At 72.0% G+C, this 20822-nt stretch carries 16 protein-coding genes and 1 pseudogene; 10 read left to right on the top strand and 7 right to left on the bottom strand.

What is annotated here, in order from left to right:
* The first annotated feature begins 214 nt into the window (after positions 1-214).
* The 4 genes and pseudogenes from ABZ656_RS45685 (at position 215) to ABZ656_RS45670 (ending at position 5524) form a co-directional block, all read left to right on the top strand.
* Positions 215-790, top strand: a complete 576-nt coding sequence (locus ABZ656_RS45685) for a TerD family protein (protein ID WP_101407594.1) — start codon at positions 215-217, stop codon at positions 788-790.
* 167 nt (positions 791-957) lie between these two features.
* Positions 958-2985 carry a HEAT repeat domain-containing protein gene (locus ABZ656_RS45680; protein ID WP_360276857.1) on the top strand — a complete coding sequence of 676 codons (2028 nt, stop codon included), beginning with the start codon at positions 958-960 and terminating at the stop codon, positions 2983-2985.
* Positions 2986-3091: 106 nt separating this feature from the next.
* A pseudogene (locus tag ABZ656_RS45675) lies at positions 3092-3962 on the top strand (DUF4132 domain-containing protein).
* Positions 3963-4369: 407 nt separating this feature from the next.
* Entirely contained in the window at positions 4370-5524 is a 1155-nt protein-coding gene (locus tag ABZ656_RS45670; protein ID WP_360276854.1) for a hypothetical protein, read from the top strand.
* Positions 5525-5538: 14 nt separating this feature from the next.
* Here ABZ656_RS45670 and ABZ656_RS45665 read toward each other — a convergent pair whose 3' ends face one another.
* The gene (locus ABZ656_RS45665) at positions 5539-6126 is read right to left on the bottom strand and encodes a hypothetical protein (RefSeq protein ID WP_101407598.1); all 588 of its coding nucleotides are present in this window, start codon (positions 6124-6126) and stop codon (positions 5539-5541) included.
* A 270-nt stretch (positions 6127-6396) separates the two neighbouring features.
* Between ABZ656_RS45665 and ABZ656_RS45660 the strand changes: the two genes are divergently transcribed.
* Both ABZ656_RS45660 and ABZ656_RS45655 read left to right on the top strand, forming a co-directional pair.
* Positions 6397-7482 carry a sialidase family protein gene (locus tag ABZ656_RS45660; RefSeq protein WP_101407599.1) on the top strand — a complete coding sequence of 362 codons (1086 nt, stop codon included), beginning with the start codon at positions 6397-6399 and terminating at the stop codon, positions 7480-7482.
* Positions 7483-7694: 212 nt separating this feature from the next.
* Entirely contained in the window at positions 7695-10103 is a 2409-nt protein-coding gene (locus ABZ656_RS45655) for a SpoIIE family protein phosphatase (RefSeq protein ID WP_360276865.1), read from the top strand.
* Here the strand turns inward: ABZ656_RS45655 and ABZ656_RS45650 are convergent.
* The gene (locus ABZ656_RS45650; protein WP_101407601.1) at positions 10078-12153 is read right to left on the bottom strand and encodes a BTAD domain-containing putative transcriptional regulator; all 2076 of its coding nucleotides are present in this window, start codon (positions 12151-12153) and stop codon (positions 10078-10080) included. The two genes, ABZ656_RS45655 and ABZ656_RS45650, sit on opposite strands and share 26 nt — an antisense overlap.
* Positions 12154-12351: 198 nt before the next feature.
* On the opposite strand from ABZ656_RS45650, the gene ABZ656_RS45645 reads away from it, so the two are divergent.
* A complete protein-coding gene (locus ABZ656_RS45645) occupies positions 12352-13239 on the top strand; it encodes an alpha/beta hydrolase (protein ID WP_101407602.1) in 888 nt (295 codons plus the stop codon).
* Between the two features lie 121 nt (positions 13240-13360).
* Entirely contained in the window at positions 13361-15259 is a 1899-nt protein-coding gene (nhaA, locus tag ABZ656_RS45640; protein WP_360276862.1) for a Na+/H+ antiporter NhaA, read from the top strand.
* A gap of 27 nt (positions 15260-15286) precedes the next feature.
* Here the strand turns inward: nhaA and ABZ656_RS45635 are convergent, their stop codons facing one another.
* The 5 genes from ABZ656_RS45635 to ABZ656_RS45615 all read right to left on the bottom strand — a co-directional run bounded on the left by ABZ656_RS45635 (position 15287) and on the right by ABZ656_RS45615 (position 18775).
* Positions 15287-15499, bottom strand: coding sequence for a hypothetical protein (locus ABZ656_RS45635; protein ID WP_360276848.1), 213 nt, complete (start codon positions 15497-15499; stop codon positions 15287-15289).
* Positions 15496-16236 (bottom strand): PIG-L family deacetylase, encoded by a 741-nt coding sequence (locus ABZ656_RS45630; RefSeq protein ID WP_360276845.1) that lies wholly within the window; start codon positions 16234-16236, stop codon positions 15496-15498. The genes ABZ656_RS45635 and ABZ656_RS45630 overlap by 4 nt, the downstream gene beginning before the upstream one ends.
* Before the next feature lie 114 nt (positions 16237-16350).
* Positions 16351-17256 carry an NAD(+)/NADH kinase gene (locus ABZ656_RS45625; protein ID WP_101407605.1) on the bottom strand — a complete coding sequence of 302 codons (906 nt, stop codon included), beginning with the start codon at positions 17254-17256 and terminating at the stop codon, positions 16351-16353.
* Positions 17257-17444: 188 nt separating this feature from the next.
* On the bottom strand, positions 17445-17741 hold the full coding sequence (locus tag ABZ656_RS45620; protein WP_099946176.1) for a zinc-ribbon domain-containing protein: 297 nt from the start codon (positions 17739-17741) through the stop codon (positions 17445-17447).
* A gap of 356 nt (positions 17742-18097) precedes the next feature.
* Positions 18098-18775 carry a uracil-DNA glycosylase gene (locus tag ABZ656_RS45615; protein WP_101408448.1) on the bottom strand — a complete coding sequence of 226 codons (678 nt, stop codon included), beginning with the start codon at positions 18773-18775 and terminating at the stop codon, positions 18098-18100.
* Between the two features lie 169 nt (positions 18776-18944).
* Here ABZ656_RS45615 and ABZ656_RS45610 point away from each other — a divergent pair, with 169 nt between their 5' ends.
* Together ABZ656_RS45610 and ABZ656_RS45605 are read left to right on the top strand one after the other, a co-directional pair.
* On the top strand, positions 18945-19997 hold the full coding sequence (locus ABZ656_RS45610; protein WP_360276840.1) for a BadF/BadG/BcrA/BcrD ATPase family protein: 1053 nt from the start codon (positions 18945-18947) through the stop codon (positions 19995-19997).
* Between the two features lie 161 nt (positions 19998-20158).
* On the top strand, positions 20159-20822 hold a 664-nt coding region (locus ABZ656_RS45605; protein ID WP_360276837.1), incomplete at its 3' end, for a hypothetical protein.

The following is a 20822-nucleotide window of genomic DNA, read 5'->3' as shown; positions in this document are numbered from 1 at the left end:
AGGGCCTGTGCCCGGCACGCCGAGAGCACGCACCTGACGCCGCAGGGCCCGCCCTCCGGGCGGACGACGGGAATTTGACGACAGGACCTAGGACCGACGAGCTTCGGCTGGCAACTCCCGCTCTATTTCTACAGTGATGTAGTTTTTTTGGTGTCGATCCATCCAGCGCCGGGCGTCCACTCGTCCGGCCGACGACAGCACGGAGGAGAGCAGCGTGGGAGTTTCCCTGTCCAAAGGCGGCAATGTCTCGCTCAGCAAGGAGGCGCCGGGCCTGACCGCGGTCCTCGTCGGTCTGGGCTGGGACGTGCGGACCACGACGGGCACCGACTACGACCTCGACGCGTCCGCGCTGCTGGTCGACGAGTCGGGCAAGGTCCTCTCGGACCAGCACTTCGTCTTCTACAACAACCTGAGGAGCCCGGACGGTTCGGTCGAGCACACCGGCGACAACCTGACGGGTGAGGGCGAGGGCGACGACGAGTCCATCAAGGTGAACCTGGCCGGCGTACCTGCCGAGGTCGCCAAGATCGTGTTCCCGGTCTCGATCCATGACGCCGACGCGCGCGGACAGAGTTTCGGCCAGGTCCGCAACGCGTTCATCCGCGTCGTCAACCAGGCCGGCGGCATCGAACTCGCGCGCTACGACCTGTCGGAGGACGCCGCGTCCGAAACCGCGATGATCTTCGGCGAGTTGTACCGCAACGGCGCGGAGTGGAAGTTCCGCGCGGTGGGCCAGGGGTACGCCTCGGGTCTGTCCGGGATCGCCTCCGACTTCGGCGTCGGAGTCTGACGCGTCCCACAGGTCCCCCGCCGTCCGCGCCTCGATGCGAATCCCCTGGGCGCGGGCGGCGGGCCCGTTCCACCCTCGTCGCCGGAACACGCCCCCAAAGGCACACGTGACTGTCAGTGCCTTGGTACACACTCACGATGAATTGCCGTACACCTGGGGAGGATGCCGTGTTCACGGGGATGGACGAGGTCGGCTGGGCCTCGATGAAACATGCCTATGGAAGCGCCGAGGACGTCCCGGAGTTGCTCCGGGGTCTGGCCTCCGCCTGCCCGGAGGAGCGTGAGAGAGCGCTCGACGGGATGTACGGGGCTGTGCACCACCAGGGCGATGTCTACGACTCGACGCTCGCGTGCATCCCGTTCCTGTTCGAACTCGTCGGGCACTCGGAACTCCCCGACCGGGACGGCGTCGTGGAACTGCTCGTCAGCATCGGCGGTGGGGACGCCTTCGACGACGGTCCGCTCGAAGACGGGGACGGCGCCGAGGGCAACTACGCCATGGCCCGGGCGGCGATACGGTCGGGCGCCGCGGCCTTCGTCGGCCTGCTCGCGGACCGGGACCCGGAGGTGCGCAGGGCGGCACCGACGGCGCTCGTGCGGTTCCTCGGCCAACCGGAGCGCGTCCTCGGACTGTTGACCGGACGGCTCGAAGATGAAGAGGAGGAACAGGTCCGGCCGGCCCTGGCCGAGGGCCTGGGACTGTTCGCGCGCCTGCACACCGCGTCCGCCGCTTCCGCGGTGGAGTACCTGGTCGAACTCGCTGCCGCTCCGCACGACCCCGGGCTGCGGCTCGCCGCCCTCGGCCAACTCGCCCGCTGCGCACCCGATCGACTGCCCGCCGACCTCGTGCCCACCGTCGTCGCGCTGCTCCGGGCCAGATCACGACGCCCCCGGGTACCGGACCAGCCCGAGCGGCCCGACACCGACACCCTCATCGGCCACCTGCGACGCCTGCGCCCCGCCGACGAGGAGGGGGGTCATCTTCCGCGGACCCTGCACAGCGCTCTCGGCAGCCGGACCGCCGACCGGATCGCCCTGCTCAAGGGCCAGTTGAGCAGCGACGAACCGGCCGACCGGTGCAATGCCGTGTGGTTGTCGGCGGGGCTCTTCCGTGAATGGCGGGGCTCGTACGAAGAGCTGGTCGCGTTGATCGGCGAGCAGGTCGTCACCGAGGAGCAGCGGTTGCGCGATGCCGCGTCCTCCGTCCTGGAGTCCCTCTTCGGTCTGGCCGCCCCAGCCGGCGACCATCTGGCCGCCCTGGTGGCGATGGGCCCCGAGCACCGAATACGCCAGTGGGAGCGCGGGGTACCGAGCCTCGGCGCCCCGCTCAAGGCTCTGGCCAGGGCCGGGGATCCGCGCGCGGTGGCGGCGCTCGCCGAGGTGCTGGACGGTCCGGTCGTGCCGCCCGAAACCGGTTACGAGGTCCAGCACTTGGGCCCGGCGGCGGCCCCGCTCGCTCCACTGCTGCGCGAGCGGCTCGGCGAGGTTCCCCTCGACGCGCTCGATACGTACGACCGTGCCGTACCGCTGCTGTTCGCGCTCGGCAGGCTGGGACACGCCCCGGCGGTACCGGAGATGCTGCGGCTGCTGCACGGTGCGCCGGAGGGGCTGCGGAGCCGGAGGTGGCTCGTGCGGGCGATCGCTGACGCACTCGGCAGATGCGGCCCGGACGCGCGGGAGGCGATACCGGCCCTGCGCAAGCTGCTGGACGGGGGATCCGCGGTGACGGCGGCCGGTGCGCTCTGGTCGGTGGAGGGCGACGCGGAGGCCGTACTGCCGACGCTGCGAAGAGAATTGGTGGAGGAGCCGCTCCACGCACGCAACGCGGCCGAGGCCCTGGCCCGGCTGGGGCCCGCGGCCCGACCCGCCCTGCCGGCACTGCGCCGCATGGCCGACTCCGGGAAGGTGTGGCCGCGCGCGATCGCCGCGGGCGCCCTGTGGGACATCGCGGGGGACCCCGGGCCGGTCCTCCCCGCGCTCCGCTCCGCCTGGGAGCAGAACGCGCACACCCGCACCGTCCTCGCCTACTGTCTGATCCGGATGGGTCCGGCGGGCACGCCCGCCCACGATCTGCTCCGTACGGAACTCGCCACACCACAGCGGCACCAGGCGCGGGCCGGCGGATACAGCAGCCATGACATCGCCGAGGACGAACAGTTGCTGCGTGCGTGCCGCGCCGCCCTGGACGCCGCGTAGAAACCGCAGCTCAAAGCCCCTTTAGCACCGCCCATCGGGGCATTGTCAGACCCCTCCCATACTGTGATCACCATCGCCGGCAGGTGGGTTCGGGAGGGGTCCTGTCATGGGTTGGATCGAGACATCCAGTGGGTACGCCGTCACGTTGGACGGCGCACAGGTACGGTGCCGCAACGCGGCGGGGCGCACGCTGAAGCAGGTGCCCGCGAAGCTGCGGGACGACGTGGAGGTCGTCCGGCTGCGGCAGTTGGCCGAGTGGCTGGAGCGCCATGAGCAGGAGTGCCGCTCCCAGGTGGACACCTGGATCGTCCGCTCCCTGCCCGTGCCGACGGACCTGCTGGCCCGGGTGTGGCCCGATGCCGCCTGGCAGGGGGCGCTGCGGGATCTGGTGGTGGCGCCGGTGGACGCGGACGGCACGGTCGCGCTGGAGCGCGCCGGATTCCTGCGGGACGCGGATCCGGAGCAGGGCCTCGGCGTGGTCGACCTCGACGGCGACTCGGTCCGGCTCGCCGCGCGGACGGTGGTGATACCGCATCCGGTGCTCCTCGAAGACCTGGAGGAGCTGCGGGAGTTCGCGGCGGAACTCGGTGTCGAGCAGGGCGCGGGCCAGTTGTTCCGGGAGGTCTGGCCGCGGCCGGACGAGAGGGACGGCGAGCCCTTCGAGTGGAGCGCCTACGCGGGCGGGAAGTTCGAGGAACTGCGGCACGCGACCGCGCGGGCGGGTTCGTACGGCTATCGGGTACGCGGTGTGCCCGCTGATCGAGAACGGGGTCTCGGTGGAGGCAGCGTACTGGATCGGCGCCGACTACCCGGAGTCCGAGACCCGTACCGGCGGCCTGGAGTGGCGGGCCGCGGGCGGGCGCCGGCTGCCGCTGCGGGAGGTGGGGCCGGTGGCCTGGTCGGAGGGGGTCCGGATGGCGGCTTTGGTGTACGCGGGGCGTGTGGTGAACAGCGAGGACGAGGAGGGGGAGCTGTGAGCGGGGATCAGTTGCTGGAGTCGGGAGCGGTACTGCCGCTGGGCGAGGGTGCCGGCGATGTGCTGACGGCTCGGACGTAAGGGCATCCCGTACTGGAGGGGCGCACGGTGGTGCGGCTGGTGCCCGAGGCGATCGGGCCCGCCGAGGACCTCGCCCTGGAGTACCTGGGCTTCGGCACCGCCGACTCGGCGCCGGTGGGCCGGGTGAGGCGCCAATCAATCACTGGGCTTTCCCGCCTGGGCGCTGGTCAACGACCCGGTGAACGGGCACCATGCGCTCGCCGTGGTCAAGGAGATGGAGCGGCTCACCCGGATGGTGTCGAGCAAGCCGGGCCACGACGGCTCTCCGAGGCGGGCACCGGGGACCCCGCGTTCCGGCTACCCGAACTGGCCTCGGAACTGGCGGAGTTGCTGACCGTCGCCGACGGGCTGGGCCGCGCACCGGACCCGGTTCTGATCGGCACCGCACGTCGGGCCTATGTGGCGAACGGTTCGCTGCGGCTGCGCGGTCTGTTCACCGAGCCGGTGGTGACCGCTTCGGGGTACGCCGGGGCGGTCACGTACGCCCTCGCGCAGGACGGTCGGCTCCGCTCGCTGTCCGACGTGGCGCCGGGCAACGCCGACCGTGCTCGGCAGGCCGCGGGCTCCGCGGTCCCCGGCGGCAGCGCCCTCACCCTGCGGGAACTGGGCGACCACGGCGGGGCGATCCTCACCGACCCGACCGTCTCGCCGGACGGGCGGATCGGCGGTGGCGGCGCGGTCCGTTCCGTACAGGCGTCGGGGGCCCGTTGGCACGAGGAGCCGCTCGACACGCTCTGGCGGCGTTCCCCGGCCGACCAGGTGGCCGCAGCGCTGAGGTGGTCGGCGGAGCCCGCCGAGGAGCGGGAGGCGGGTGGTGACCTGCTCTTTCTCACCGGGACGATCACCGGCGGAGGGTTCGCCGTGGACGGCGGTCCCACTGTGCGCCTCCTGGCGCCCGACGAGCGTCCCGAACTCCCCTACGTCGAGAACCTCCGGCTTATGGCAGGGGCCCACGGTCTGTCCGTGCGCCTCATCGCGCGGCTCGCGGCCGACCGGCCGAGCGGTGTACGCACCCTCGCCGCGACCTGGCAGGGCGCGGACGGTGACCCGATCCGCGCGGACCTCGGCCTGCGCCGCCTCAACCGCACCCACCTGCCCAGGGCAGCAAGGGCCGTCATCCCGTCCACCCCCGCTCCCGCTCCCGCTCCCGCTCCCGCTCCCGCGCTTCCCACGGAACTCGGCCTCCTGCGGCGGGCCGTGGACCGCGCGGTCGCGGGTGGGCGCGCCGTCACCGCCGCCGTGGCCGACGGCGAACTCCCCCGTCGGCTCGCCACGGTGGGTCTGACCACGGGGGCCGCGTGCGCGCGGGCCCTGATGGACACCGCTTCGGACCGGCGCCATGACGCGCTGGGCCGCCTGCGGCCGGCCGACCCGGAGGCGTACGCCCACGCCTGGCTCGCGTCGTCCACATACGCCTCGGCCGCCACGGCATCCCTCCTCACGGCCGCATGGGCACCGGAGGGGGCCCACGATCCGGCCTGACCCCGGGGGTCTCCTCAGCCCGTCTTCCGCCCCCACAGGGGCCCGACCCGTTGCCAGTCCTCGTCCCACTGCGCCATGCGCCGCCGTTCCATGCGTCCGCGTACCAGCCGTCCGCCGATGAACGGCACACCCGCGACACTCACCCCCACCAGGACGCCCACCAGCGCGGCGCGCAGTTGGGCCTGGGAGGGCGTGGGGGGCTTGGTCACGAGGCGGCCGTCGGCGTCCGTCCATACGGTCACCGGGGTGCCCGCGGAGCTGCCGACGGACACCCGGGCCTGGCCGGCGTGCGGCGAGCCGTCCGCCGCGGTCCAGTGGACCTTCGCCCAGACCATGTCGGCGTCGTTCGCCGACGCGGTCGACTTCGGCACGTCGTCGTCGAGCAACGCCAGAACGGAGTGCCACTCGGCCCGCTGCCGGGACAGGCCGTTCTCCACGGACTGCGTCGCCAGCAGACCGGTGAGCACCCCGCCGAGCGCGGTGAGCGCCCAGGCGACGAGCACGATCCAGGCCTCCAGCGCGTCACTGCGACGCCGCAGCGGATTGCGCCGCCATCGCCACAGCCACACCTTCGGAGCCTTCGGACCACGGAATGCCGCCATCGATGGCGTCCTCCTCACGACCGCACGGACATGCCACATCGCCCTCCCATACGGGATCGGTCCCTCCGATGCTCACAACGAGTCCGATGACCCGTGCGTTCCAGGAATCCGGTCATCGCCAACCTGTGGGCGCGTCGGCCAGGACGAGACGTCGCCGGTGATCGACGCCGCCCCGCTGACCTGCGGTGACACGGCGTACAGGGGAGACTGTCAGTGCCGGGGTGCAGACTGGCCGATGTCTGAGACGACGTCGTCGCGGAGGTGGTCGGCATGGCCGAAGTACTGCTCACCGTCGGTACACGTAAAGGGCTGTTCATCGGGCGGCGGCGCGGCGCCGCCTGGGAGTTCGACGAGAGTCCGTACTTCAACGCGCAGGCCGTGTACTCGGTCGCGATCGACACCCGCGGCGAGACACCGCGGCTGCTGGCCGGAGGGGACAGCGCGCACTGGGGTCCGTCCGTCTTCCACTCCGACGACCTGGGGCGGACGTGGACCGAGCCGGCTCAGCCGGCCGTCAAGTTCCCCAAGGACACCGGGGCTTCCCTGGAGCGGGTGTGGCAGTTGCACCCGGCGGCGGCCGAGCCGGACGTGGTGTACGCGGGCACGGAGCCGGCCGCGCTGTACCGCTCCGAGGACAGAGGCGAGTCCTTCCAGCTGGTCCGGCCCCTGTGGGAGCACCCCACCCGGTCGCGGTGGGTGCCGGGCGGCGGTGGCGAGGGGCTGCACACCGTCCTCACCGACCAGCGTGACCCAGGGGCCGTCACGGTCGCCGTGTCCACGGCGGGGGTGTTCCGGACACACGACGGCGGGGCGAGCTGGGAGCCGTCCAACTCCGGTGTCTCCGCGGTGTTCCTGCCGGATCCGAACCCGGAGTTCGGTCAGTGCGTGCACAAGATCGCACAGGACGCGTCGACCCCGGACCGGCTCTACCTCCAGAACCACTGGGGTGTGTACCGCAGCGACAACGCGGGCGGCGAGTGGACCGACATCGGCGCGGACCTGCCGTCCACCTTCGGGTTCGCGGTGGCCGCGCATCCGCACCGCGGCAACACGGCGTACGTCTTCCCGATCAACGCGGATGCGGACCGCGTCCCGGCCGACCGGCGCTGTCGTGTCTTCCGCACGCAGGACGCGGGCAAGACCTGGGATCCGCTGACCGCGGGGCTGCCCACGGAGGACCACTACGGCACGGTGCTGCGCGACGCGCTCTGCACGGACGGCGCGGACCCGGCGGGCGTGTACTTCGGCAATCGCAATGGCGAGGTGTACGCGTCGGCGGACGACGGGGACAGCTGGCGGCAACTGGTCTCGCATCTGCCGGACGTGCTGTGCGTACGCGCCGCAGTCGTCGGCTGAGACCCGGAGGCCGCCTCTCGGACGACATCCGGCGTCGGTCACCCACCGTGGTGGTGCCGACCCGGCCGGTAGCGAATTCACCGTGTCGAACGGTCCCTTGCGCCGCTGGCGCGCCGATGCGGGAGGCGCGAGCATGGAGGTATGGGGATGGCGGTGAAGACGTGACGCCTGCGACTCCGGAATCAGGCAAAGGTCCCGGCGCAGAGCCCTATATCGGTACGGAAGAAGCAGCCTCGGACGCGGCGGCGATCGTCACCCTGGCCGGCACGGTGATCGGCTGGACCAGAAGCGCGGAAGAACTCCTCGGCCGTTCGGCCCGCGAGGTCGTAGGAGGCTCTGTGGGCCGTCTGTTCGCCATGCCCGAAGACCCCGGCCGCGTAGCAGCGATCATGGAACGCTGCCGTGGGGGCCAGCCCTGGAGCGGAGTGGTCACGCTGTCGCATCGCGACGGCCGTCGTGTCGAAGTGAATCTGCGCGTTTCCGCGTCGTTCCAGGTCGGCGACGACGAGTGTTTTCTCGTCTCGGCACGGGAGCGCATCACGCGCTGGGCCATGGGTCAGTCCGTGCTGGACGGGTTCCTGACCCGTTCGCCCGTGGGAATGGCCATCGTGGACATGGACCTGCAGTGCATCTGGCTCAACAACACCCTGGAGAGCATCGGCGGCATACCCCGTGACCAGCGTCTGGGCCGGCGCCTGAGCGACCTGCTCCCGGGTCTGGAGGCGGAGACCATCGAGGGCGTGATGCGCAAGGTACTGCGGACCGGCGAGCCGGTCAGCGACTTCGAGTACCTGGGCTGGAGCTGGGCCGACCCGCATCGGCAGCACGCCTACTCCACGTCGTTCTTCCCCCTGGTGGACGTCGAGGGCGCCGTCACGGGCATCTGCTACATGGTTCTCGACGTCACCGACCGGTGGAACGCCCGCCAACTGATCTCCATGGTCAATGAAGCCGGCGCCTGTGTGGGCAGCACCCTGGACGTCATGGAGACGGCCCAGGAGCTGGCCGACTTCGCCGTACCCCGGTTCGCCGACTTCGCCATCGTGGATCTGCTGGAGCCGGTCCTCAGCACCCAGGGGCACGGAACCTGGCTGTCCGACGCGGGTCCGGCGACGACGGGGCCGGTGATGCGGCGGGCGGGCATGAGTTCCGTCCGGGAGGGGTGCCCGGAGGCGGTCGCCCAGGTCGGCGATCCGGTGGACTTCATCCCTCCCCCGCACGATCTCGGCCTCCTCGTGAACGGCGATCCCGTTCTCATACCGGTGCTGAACCCCGACAACCCGCAATGGGTCGTCGAACAGCCGTCCAGGACCTCGAGCATGCGCGAGTTCGGACTGCACTCACTCATCTCCGTGCCGATGCGGGCGCGGGACACCGTCCTCGGCCTCACCACCTTCGTCCGCTCGCGGAACCCGGCTCCCTTCACCCCGGACGACGTACTGCTCGCCCGGGAACTCGTCGCACGAGCGGCCGTCTGCGTCGACAACGCCCGCCGCTACACACGGGAACACCACGCCACACTCACGCTCCAGCACAGCCTTCTGCCCCATACGCTGGAGGGCGGCATGGCCGTGGACGTGGCCTCCATGTATCTGCCCGCGGACGCCAAGGACGGTGTGGGCGGGGACTGGTTCGACGTCATCCCGTTGTCCGGAGCCCGAGTCGGCCTCGTCGTGGGCGATGTGGTCGGCCACGGTCTGAGTGCCGCCGCCACGATGGGCCGGCTGCGTACCGCGGTGCAGACACTCGCCGACATGGATCTGCCGCCCGACGAACTCCTGGCCCACCTCGACGACCTGGTGCTCCGCCTCAGCGAGGAGGAGTCCCATGACGCGTCGGCCGACCTGACCCGCACCACGGTGATGGGCGCCACCTGCCTCTACGCCATCTACGACCCGGTCACGCGGAACTGCACGCTGGCCCGGGCCGGCCATCCGCCGCCGGTCCTCGTCACTCCGGAGGGCCGGGTCAGTTTCCCGGAGCTGCCTGCCGGTCCCCCGCTGGGGCTGGGCGGACTCCCGTTCGAGGCAGTCGACATCGAGCTCGCCGAGAACAGCCTGATCGGCCTCTACACCGACGGCCTCATCGAAGGTGACGAGCGGGACGTCGAGGTCGGAATGGCCCGCCTCGGGGACGCCCTGTGCCCTTGCGATCTCCCGCTGGAGACGCTCTGCGGCAACGTACGGAGCCTGACCTCCACGCCGCAGTCCGACGACGTCGCGTTCCTCGTGGCGCGCACTCACGCGCTCAGCGCCGACCACGTCGCCTCGTGGGACGTGGCCTCCGATCCCGCCGCCGTGGCCGGGGCCCGCGCCCTCGCCACCCGCCAACTCCGCGAGTGGGGAATGGAAGCACTGGCCATGGAGACCGAACTCGTCGTGAGCGAGTTGGTCACCAACGCGGTGCGCTACGCCCCGGGCCCCGTGCGGCTGCGGCTGCTGCGCGCATCCCGCCTGATCTGCGAGGTCACCGACACCAGCAACAGCTCCCCTCGGCTGCGGCACGCCCGGACCACCGACGAAGGGGGGCGCGGCCTCTTCCTCGTCGCCCAGCTCACCCACCGCTGGGGCACCCGGTACACACACGAGGGAAAGATCATCTGGGCGGAACTGGACTCGTAGGCGCCCGCAGCGCGCCGGTGATGTCGGCGAGATGGTCGTTGACGGGGCCGAGGGTGATCAGGCCGCTGCCCGCACCGGCGAGTTCCCCGGCGGCCGGCAGCAGGCGGGTACGGGCCCGCTCCAGCACGTCCCGGTCACCGACCTCCAGCGCGACCACGGCCTCCAGGCAGCAGCACGCCTCGTACATCAGGTCGTGCGGCGGCTCCGGGAGCGCGCGCAGTGCCGCCCGTGCCTCGGCTCGGCGACCGGACGCCAGCAAGGCGAAGGGTGCGGCCCAAGGGCGGTACGGGCCCCAGTCCGCCCCCAGGTCGAGCTCGACCGGCCCTGGATCGGAACCTCGTGGACCGGTATCCCCTGGGCCAGTTTCCCCTGAATCGGGGTCGGACCACGTCCTCCTGTGCTGCACCCGCAGGCACAGCAGGGCGAGCGGAAGAAGTCCACGCTCCAGGCCCGGCATCCCGGCGCCGTCCAGCCGTGCGGCGGCATCCCGGTAGGCGCTCTCGGCCCCCGCCGGTTGCCCCGACGCGGCCAGCCGCAACGCCCGGTACCACTGGGTGAAGACGCTCGCGAGCGGCAGCTCGTGGCGCTCGGCCAACAGGTCCACGGCGGCGGCATGGCGGTCGGCCGCGGCGAAGTCGGCGAGCGCGCCGCGTGCCTGGAGCCGGATGAGGTGACCGAGTACCTCATAGGTCACCAGGTCGTGCCGGGCGGCCAGTTCGACCAGCTCCGCGCCGATCTCGTCACGCCGTGGGGCCAGGCCCGCGCGGGTGAAGGACTGCATGAACGCCCCGTTCAGGGCGAACGCCAGCAGCGCGGGATCGTCGAGACGACGGGCGATCTCCTCCGCCTCGCGGGCGGCCTGGGGGCCGCGTGGCGCTCGGCTGCCGCGTGTCTCCAGGGCGATCGTGGCCAGCAGGCGGCACCGCGAGGCCTCGTGCGCGTCGCCCGGCAAGGCGGTCAGGGCGCGCTCGGCGGCCTCGACGATCCGTCGGGCCAGCTCCGGATCGTCACTGCGGGTCCAGATCGCGGGAACGTCGTAGGCGCCGATCACCCTGGCGGTCAGGTCCGGGTCGCCGAACTCCTCCGCCGCCGCGATGGCCTCCATGCGGTGCTGCCCGGCGGCCGCGAGTCCACCGCCCCCGGTGACCGCGAGGTTGCGGATCAGACTCACCGTCGTCTCCAACCGGGCCCGGGCACCGGCGGCGACCGTACGGTCGTAGACCGCCGCCGTCCGTGTCCACAGCCGGGCCGCGGTCGCCGTCGGCCCGGCCGGAGGATCGAGCCCGGGCTCCTGGGCGAGGATGTCCGCCTCCAGACGGCGCAGCCGGGGCCCGGGGTCCACCCCCAGCTGGTCGGCCAGGACCGCCCGGGCTCTGCGCAGCACACCCAGCGCATCCCCCTGACGGTCCTGCCGGTACAGCGCCAGCGCCAGCAGCCGCCAGGCGTCCTCGCGCCAGGGGTGAGCGGCGAGATGTACGTCCAGGTCGGGCACCGCCTCGGCGGCCAGGCCGAGGGCGAGCTGTGTCCGGGCCCGCTGCTCCACCGCCTGGAGCCGCAGCTCGGCAAGGCGGGAGCGCTCGCCCCTGGCCCAGTCCTCCTCTTCGAACTCGGCGTAGGCGGGCCCGCGCCACAGTGCCAACGCCTCCTCCAGTCGCGGCAGCGCCTCCTCCAGTCGCGACAGCGCCTCCGTGGCCGGCGGCCGCGCGGCGGCGCCGACGGCTGTCTCGAAGCGCCAGGCGTCCACGGCGTCCGGTTCCGGGCGCAGCGCGTACCCGGGGCCGTCCGTGACCAGCAGGCGGGCGGGGGTCCGGGGCGGACGGTCCGGCTCCAGGACGCGTCGCAGCGCGGCGACAAACGTCTGTACGGCGCCCACGGCGCCGGGCGGGGGATCCGTCCACAGGTCGTCGACCAGGTGGGTGACAGGGACGACCCGGCGACGGGCCACCACCAGCCGCGCCAGCACGGCCCGGTGCCTGGGTCCCTTCAGCGCGAGCGTGCGGCCGTCGCTCTCGGCCACGGTCGGTCCGAGCACACCGAACGTGACCCCCACCCTTCTCACCTCTCCCGGCTCACTTCGCCCGACGCCCTCGCCACGGTACTGCGCCGACGACGTGCGGACCGCTTGCCGATCGCCTGCCGATCGCCTGCCGATCGCCTGCCAATCATCTGCTGATCACCTGCTGATTCGCGCCCGTCAGGCTCGTCGTGCCCCTCACCTTCCGCTTCCGCCTTCCAGAAAGGGCGAACCATGGCACCGACCATCCCCGGCTTCGACTACCGGCGCGTCCCCGTCGCCGACCATGTCGCGCTCAGCGTCGCCGTCGCCGGATCCGGCAGCCCGATCGTGCTGCTGCACGGTTTCCCGCAGACCCACCTGATGTGGCGGCACGTGGCCGCCGACCTCGCGGCCGACCACACCGTCATCTGTCCCGACCTGCGGGGCTACGGCGCCAGCGACAAGCCCGTCGACACCGGCGCCGACGGGAACGCGTACGCCAAGCGCACCATGGCCGCCGACGTCGTCTCGCTCGCCCGCGCTCTGGGCCACGAGCGTTTCGCGCTGGCGGGACACGACCGGGGCGCGCTGGTCGCCATCCGCGCCGGCCTCGACCACCCCGAGGCGATCACCCATCTCGCCTCGCTCGACGTGCTGCCCACGCTGGACATGTGGGACGTGATGCACGGCACCGGCGCGGCCGTCGGCTTCCACCTCTACCTGATGGCCCAGCCGCCGGGCCTGCCCGAGCGGATGATCCACGCCGCCGCGGACGTCTTCTTCGGTCATTTCCTCGACATCTGGACACAGGACCCGAGGGCGATCCCGGACGAGATCCGTGCCGCCTACCTGGCGGCCTCCCGCGCGGCGGTCCCTTCCATCGTCGCGGACTACCGTGCCTCGGCCGGCATCGACGTCGAGCACGACCGGGCCGACCGTGCTGCCGGGAACCGGCTGCGGATGCCCGTGGCCGTTCTCCAGCAGGACTGGGGCGCGGCTCTCGGCTTCGACGCCGCCGCGCGGTGGCGCGCCTGGGCACCCGACCTGCGGCACACGACCGTCTCCTGCGGTCACTTCATGGCCGAGGAGGCCCCCGCCGATGTCGTCAAGGCCATCCGGGACCTCCTCGCCGACCACTGAGCGGATCCGCTGCCCCGGCACCTGAGCGGATCCCCTTCCCCGACGCCTGAGCCGATCTCCTTCCCCGGCACCGTTTCGCCGCGTGCCGGACCACGCGCCGGGCGAGAATCAGGGGGTGACTGTGCCAGCTGAGACCTCGCCCCTGTCGGGGCAGACCGTGTGCGGCAAGGACGCGCGCAGTCCGCTGCGCTCCTTCCTGCGGACCGAGACCGGCAGTGCCGCGGTCCTGCTGGCCGCCACGCTCGCGGCCCTCGTCTGGGCCAACACGGGGCCGGGCACGTACGAGGACTTCTGGCGCACCGAGCTGTCGGTCCGCCTCGGGGCGGGCGAAGTCTCCCTGCACCTGCGGGAGTGGGTGAACAGCGGGCTGATGACGTTGTTCTTCTTCGTCGTGGGACTCGAGGCGCGCCGGGAGTTCGACCTGGGCGAGCTGCGGGAGCGCAGGAGAGTGACGCTGCCGCTGCTCGCCGGGCTCAGCGGCATGGTCGTGCCGATCGCGATCTACCTGGCCCTCAACGCGGGCCATGGCTCCCTGCACGGCTGGGGCGCCGCCATGTCGACGGACACGGCCTTCGCCCTGGGCATGCTCGCCCTCTTCGGGGCACGGCTGCCCGACAGTCTGCGGGTCTTCATCCTCACCATCTCCGTCGTGGACGACTTCCTGGCGCTGGCCGTGATCGCCGTCGCCTACAGCGGCACCCTGGCCCTGCCCGCGCTGCTGACGGCGCTCGGCCTCTTCGCGGCCGTCGTTCTGGTGCGGCGCACACTCGGGATGCGGCTTCCCGCCCTGTACGCGGTGCTGGGCGCGGCGGTGTGGGTCGCGCTGCTCAAGTCGGGGGTGGACCCGGTCGTGACCGGGCTCGCGATGGGCCTGCTCACCTACGCCTACCCGGCCGAGCGCGTCGACCTGGAACGAGCCAGCCGCCTGTTCCGGCGCTTCCGCGAGCAGCCGACCCCGGAACTGGAGCGCTCCGTACGGCGCGGAATCGCCTCGACGCTCTCGCCCAACGACCGGCTCACGCGGATGTTCCACCCCTGGACGAGCTATGTGATCGTGCCGCTGTTCGCCCTCGCCAACGCCGGCATCACCGTCAGCGGCAGCCAGTTGGCCCATGCCTTCGCCTCGCCGATCGCCCTCGGCATCCTCCTCGGCTACGTGCTCGGCAAGCCGCTCGGCATCGTCGGCGCCACCTGGCTCACCACACGCGCCAGCCGTGGGCGTCTGCACCCGCCGGTCGGCTGGGGCGCGATCACCGCGGGCGGCACCCTGGCGGGGGTGGGGTTCACCGTGTCCCTGCTGATCGCGACGCTCGCCTTCGACGGGGCCCGGCTGGCGGAGGCGAAGATCGGCATCCTCGCCGCCGTGGTCTGCTCGTTCCTCCTCACCTGGCTGGTCACCTGGGTGATCGGCGCCCTTCCCAAGCGTTCCCGTATCCGGGCCCTGCTCGGCACGGGCACCACCATCGTCGACCTCAGCGACCCCGTGGACGTGGACCGCGACCACGTACGCGGCCCGCTGGAGGCGCCCGTGACACTCGTCGAATACGGGGACTTCGAGTGCTCTTACTGCGGCCTGGCCGAGCCCGTGGTGCGTGAGCTGCTCGCCGACTTCGGCGACGTGCGCTACGTGTGGCGGCACCTGCCGCTGACCGACGTCCATCCGAACGCCCAGCTCGCCGCGGAGGCCGCCGAGGCCGCGGCCCACCAGGACGAGTACTGGAAGATGCACGATCTGCTGATGCAGCACCAGGGTGACCTGCGGCCGAAGGACCTGCTCCGCTACGCCGAGGGGATCGGCCTCGACACCGAACGCTTCCGCAAGGATCTCCGCGAAGGCACGGGAACGGCCCGGGTCGCGGCGGACGTGGAGTCCGCCGACCTCAGCGGTGTCTCGGGCACCCCGACGTTCTTCGTCAACGGCCGCCGCCACCACGGCGCGTACGACATCGCCTCGCTGTCGGCGGCGGTGCGTGCCGCGCGGCAACGGGCGGCGCTTCAAGGGGTCGGACGGCAGGACTGAGCCCCGGTCAGGGCGAGGCCGTACGGTTCAGGGCGTCTCGCGGGCGCCCTCGAACAGATCGCTCTCCCGTGTGCCGCCGGTCCAGGGCGGGTGGGCCCGCACGTACTCCTCGGTCCGGCCCTCGTCCCCGGGCACGCTGAAGAGCCTCAGCAGGGCCGCGGCGCCCGCCTGACCGGCGTGGGCCGCCGGGGCCCGCAGCTTGTGCGGCCAGAAGTCGGAGACATCCACGACCGCGGTCACCGTGTCGTCGTCGTCGACGACGACACGGTGACGACGGCGGCGAGGGCGAGCGGGGGGATCCAGGCGTCGGGTCCCAGGGCGGCCTCCGCCGGTGCCCGCACCGCTTTCAGGCTCGAGAGCGACACGGCGACGCAGCACAGCTTCGGCAGGCTCCGCCGGTGCCGGCCGCCCTCCTCGTTCTGATCACTCTGATCACTCTGATCGCTGTGATCGCTGTGATCGCTGTGAGGGTGAAGTCCGCCGGACCGCTTGATCCGCTCGAAGACGGCGACGGTCAGCTCGTGTGTACGGACATGATCCGGATGGTTCGAGAACCCGTTCGGCGGATACGTCACGATCACATCCGGCCGGTACTCCCGCATCAGCGCCTCGAGCCGCCGGACGACCGGTTCGCCCTCCATCCTGCTGAACGCGTGAGGATCGATGTCATCCGCCGAGTCGGGCACGCCGGAGTCGGGGTGATCCAGCCGGACCAGGTCACTGATGCCGAGCGCGGCCCCCGACTCGGCGAGCTCGCGGGAGCGTCGTGCGGCGGCCTGCGCCGGTTCGTGGTCGCGGTCGCCGGGCCCGCTGCTGCCGGCTCCGTCGCCCTGCGCACCGTCGGTGCAGGTGACGAGAACCGTACGAACTCCGGGTGCCGCGTATCGGGCGAGCGTGCCGCCCGTCTGACCGGCCTCGTCGTCCGGATGCGCGTGGACGACCATCAGCGTCGGCCGCCGGGTCTGCGGCGCGGTCATGACATGGACCCTTCCGTCGGCGGCCCACCCTTCCGTCGGCGGCCCACCCTGCCCAAGGCCGCCTCCCCCGGATCGGCCGCTGTGCCGCTCAAGACGCGTTCCTCGGCCCGCGTGTCAGGGCGCCGTCGAGGGGCCGGCGGAGTTCTGGGAGGTTCGGCCGCCCGCTTCGATACTTCCTTTGATGCCGAGTTTTCTGCGTGCTCGCTGGTAGAACGTCGTACCGCCCAGGCGCACGACATGAGCCGCCGCGGGGCACGCCGTCACGGTGATCCAATCGCCCGCGTCGAGATAGCCGAGCACCTCGCCGTCGACCTCGACCGCCAATCGCCCGGTCGTGGGGAGCAGTTCGAGCGTGACGTCCTCGTCCGCGGGCAGGGCGAGCGCCCGGTCGAACGACGAGTGCGCGCTGGCGGGAACGACCAGGATGGCTTCGACCCGGGGGGAGAGGATCGGGCCGCCCGCAGCGAAGCTGTACGCCGTCGATCCGGTCGACGTGGAGACGACGACGGCGTCGGCGGCGTAGCGGATGAACTCCTCGTCCTGGAGCCGGATCGCGATGGCGGCCATGCCGCTGCCGGGTACCCGTACGAGGGCGATGTCGTTGAACGCACGGACCTCGCGCCCGTCCGGGAGGCGCGTTCGTACGGCCATCCGGGCCTCGGTGGTGAACTGACCGCTGTCGATCCGGTCCAGCGCCGGCTGGAGCTCGTCGACATCGATCTCCGCGAGGAAGCCCAGCCGGCCCAGGTTGACGCCGAGCACCGGAGTGGCACTTCCGGACAGCAGCCTCATGGAACGGAGCATGGTCCCGTCCCCGCCGAGACTGACGATCAGATCGGCCCGGGCGACGAGGTCCTGAGCCGGTACGGCCACGGCGCTGCAGTCGATACGGCCCACCTCGTCCGGCAGCCCCAGCACCTCGGCCTCGTTCTTGCGGGCCCACTGCACGACCGACTCGATGACCGGTCCCGGATTGCGCCGGGGGTGCAGGATCAGGCCGATCGATCCGATCAGACCCATGAGGGTTCCCTTCCGTCGAGACGCCATGTCCAAGTAGTCCATCATTGTCCCGCGAGGGCAATTTCCGGCCGATACGGCACGCAATGCAGTCTGGACGACTCATACGGAAGGGGTTGGCGGCGGACCGGCGCCGTCCGCGGGGAGCGCGGCGCCGTCGACGTACCGCCGCGCCGGTCCCCGCCCCCGGCTCAGGCCTGGTACGGCTGCTGGGGCTGCTGCGGCTGGCCGTACTGCTGGGCGGCGTGGGCGCTCGCGGCCTGCGCCTGCAGCTGCTCCGCCTGCTCCTTGGTCGCCTTCTGCTCCGCGCCGCAGAAAGTGCACTGCGTCGCGTACTTCGACGAGATCGGGAACAGCGGCACGAAGAACAGCGTGAACTTCGTGACACGCTTCCGGAGCGTGTGCGCGGAAGGGTTGCCGCAGTGGCCACACACCAGCGTCAGTATCGCGAGCTGGTACAGGTATCCCCTGGTGCCAAAAATGATCATGCTGTTGGTCCCTCCCGGGTCGGTGCGGACGAGCTGCGGGATGCACTCGCGGAGCACAGTCTCGTGCACGTCGACGCGCTCGGCGGTGGCGGGGTTGCACGATGCCGCCCGAAAATCCGACGGAGCTCGGGCGGCCGCCGGTCCTGGGGCAGGGTCGCGGTGACGTCGAACGGGACGGCTGACACTCCGTCACGGCCTCGCCGACGACGGTCGGATCGGGTTCGGCGTCCACGACGGTGGCGAGTCCCGCGCCCTCCGGCCGGCACCGCCCGCACCGGCGCCCGCCCCGTCCCTGTCCACAGAACCCGTACGGGACCCGTGAACCCGCGCGGGCGGCACCAGATCCGGTGACCGCTCTACGGCAGGCGCCAGTCCACCGGCTGCACGCCCTGCCTCACCAACAGCTCGTTGGCGCGGCTGAACGGACGCGAGCCGAAGAAGCCGCGATCGGCCGACATCGGTGAGGGGTGCGCGGACTCGATCGCCGGGAGATCCCCGAGCAACGGCCGCAGATTGCGGGCGTCGCGCCCCCACAGGATCGACACCAGCGGCTTCTCCCGCGCGACCAGCGCCCGGATCGCCTGCTCCGTGACCTCTTCCCAGCCCTTGCCCCGGTGCGCCGCGGGCTGGCGGGGCGCCGTCGTCAGCGCCCTGTTGAGCAGCAGCACCCCCTGCGCGGTCCAGGGCGTCAGATCTCCGTTGGACGGCCTGGGCAGCCCCAGGTCCGTGTGCAGTTCCCGGAAGATGTTCTCCAGGCTGCCCGGCAGTGAACGCACCTCGGGCGACACGGCGAAACTCAGCCCGATGGCCATCCCCGGCGTGGGGTAGGGATCCTGGCCGACGATCAACACGCGGACGTCGTCGAAAGGCTGCTGGAAGGCCCGCAGGACATTCGCCCCGGCCGGGAGATAGGTCCGGCCTGCCGCTATCTCGGCCCGGAGGAAGTCCCCCATGGCGGCGATACGTTCGGCCGCAGGTTCCAGGGCCTTCGCCCAGCCTGCTTCGATGAGTTCATGCAAGGGTCGTGGTGCCACGACGTGCCACTCTACTGGCACACGCCGTGACGCATTGATACGGACGAGTCGCCGCGCGCGGACCCGCCTTCCGGCGCTAGTCTTCCTCCTCGCCGAGATCATCGAGCCGGTCCGGTCGATCGCCCGACGATCGACCGGCTGGCCGGTCAGCAGAGAGGAGGGGAGCCTGTTGCGTCCCTCCCACGCGTCGGCAGGTGTGCTGGCGGTGGACTCGGGCGGCTCGGGGCTGCGGGCGGCGCTGGCCGTGCACGGGCATGTCGTCGGCGTTCCACTGACCTCCAAGGAGCCGGTCCGCACGGGCCCGCGCGGCATCGACGCCGGACATCTGCTGGAGCAACTGCTCCCGATGGCACGGGAATTGATGGCCGCCACCGGGACCGAGGAACTCGGGGCCGTCGCCGTCGGAGCGGCGGGTCTCGCCACCCTCGGCGACGCACTGCGTGCCGAGCTGCCCCGCGCGCTGGAGCGCGAACTCGGCGTGCGACGGCTTGCGTTGGCCGCCGACGCGGTCACCGCGTACGTGGGCGCGCTCGGCCCCCGGCCGGGCGCGGTGATCGCCGCGGGCACCGGCATGATCGCGGTCGGCACCGATCTGGGGAGCTGGCGCAGGGCGGACGGCTGGGGCCACCTGCTCGGCGACTGCGGCGGTGGGGCGTGGATCGGCCGCGCCGGGCTCGAGGCGGCCCTGCGGGCCTTCGACGGGCGCCCCGGTGGGTCGGCGGAGCTGCTGGCGCGGGCCGAGGAGATGTTCGGACCGGTGGCCGGGTTGCCGGGCAAGCTGTATCCGCGCACCGACCGGCCCGCCGTACTCGCCTCCTTCGCGCCCGAAGTGGCCGCGTGCGCCGCGTCCGCCATCGGGGACCCCGTCGCGCGTGACGTGCTGCGCGCCGCCGCCCGGCACCTGGCCGACTCCGCGGCCGCCGTCTGCCCGGACACCGGCGAGGACCGAGTCGCCCTCACCGGTGGCCTGTTCAAGATGGGCGACCCGCTCCTCGTACCCCTGCGCGCGGAGCTGACGGAGCGGTTGCCGCACGCCCGGCAGGTAGCGGCCGCGGGCACCCCGCTGGACGGCGCCGTACATATCGCCGTCGGCCTGGCGAGCGACCGGCTCACGCTCCCCCGCGACGAACACATGCTGTACGTGAGGACCGAAAAGGGCACAACCTCGCCATCCATGCCCCGAAAGGGGGATTCATCCGTCCTGCCGGACAAGTGCAGTTGACTCCCGCACCGGTCGGCACAGGAGCACCACCGCACCGGCGGGTCCAGTCACGCCGATCATTTCTGATCCACGCGTAACTCATCAGACAAAAGGGGACGGATACCGCTCACCTGCACCCTCCCCGAACAGGGGAGCCCAAGAAGCCAGTAACATGCGTCGCCATGAGCTCCCCCACTGGACCCGCGTCCGGCCTGCCAGTACGAATGCCGCGACCTCGCCAGCCCGGGCGGCACCGCCGACCCGAGCCGCTGGCGGCTCCCGAGGGCGCGCCTGCGCTCGTCCTCGCGGTGCCGGGCACCTCCAGCGCGGCCACGCGCAGCCTCGCCGAGGAGGTCGTGAGCATCGCGCGCTCCGAGCTGCCCGGCCTCGACGCCCGGATCGGGTACCTCGACGGGGACGACGCCGAGTTCCCCACGCTGCAGTCCGTGCTCACGCGTGCCGCCGAGGAGCGCACCGCCCGCTATGAGCAGGCCCGTGCCGCCGGTGCGGACGTGACCGAGCCCGACGGCCCCGTCGCCGTCGTGGTGCCCCTGCTCGCCGGCCCCGACAACGCGCTGCTGCGCCGGGTCCGCCAGGCCGTCATGGAGAGCCGGATCGCGGCCGACCTGACCGACGTTCTCGGCCCCCACCCACTGCTCGCGGAGGCGCTGCACGTGCGTCTGTCCGAGGCGGGTCTGGCGCGCGCCGACCGTGCCCGGCTGTTCACCGTGGCGACGGCCGCCGACGGCATCATCCTCGCCTCCGTGGGCGGCGAGGAGGCCGTACAGGCGGAATCCGCCGAAGACGACCGAATGCGCCGCGCCGATCCGTGCACACGCCAGCATC

The sequence above is a fragment of the Streptomyces sp. NPDC007095 genome (assembly GCF_040634475.1).
In the GTDB taxonomy this organism is placed as follows: Bacteria; Actinomycetota; Actinomycetes; order Streptomycetales; family Streptomycetaceae; genus Streptomyces.
Note: the sequence above shows the minus strand (reverse complement) of the source record. Positions and strands in the feature narration are given on the sequence as shown.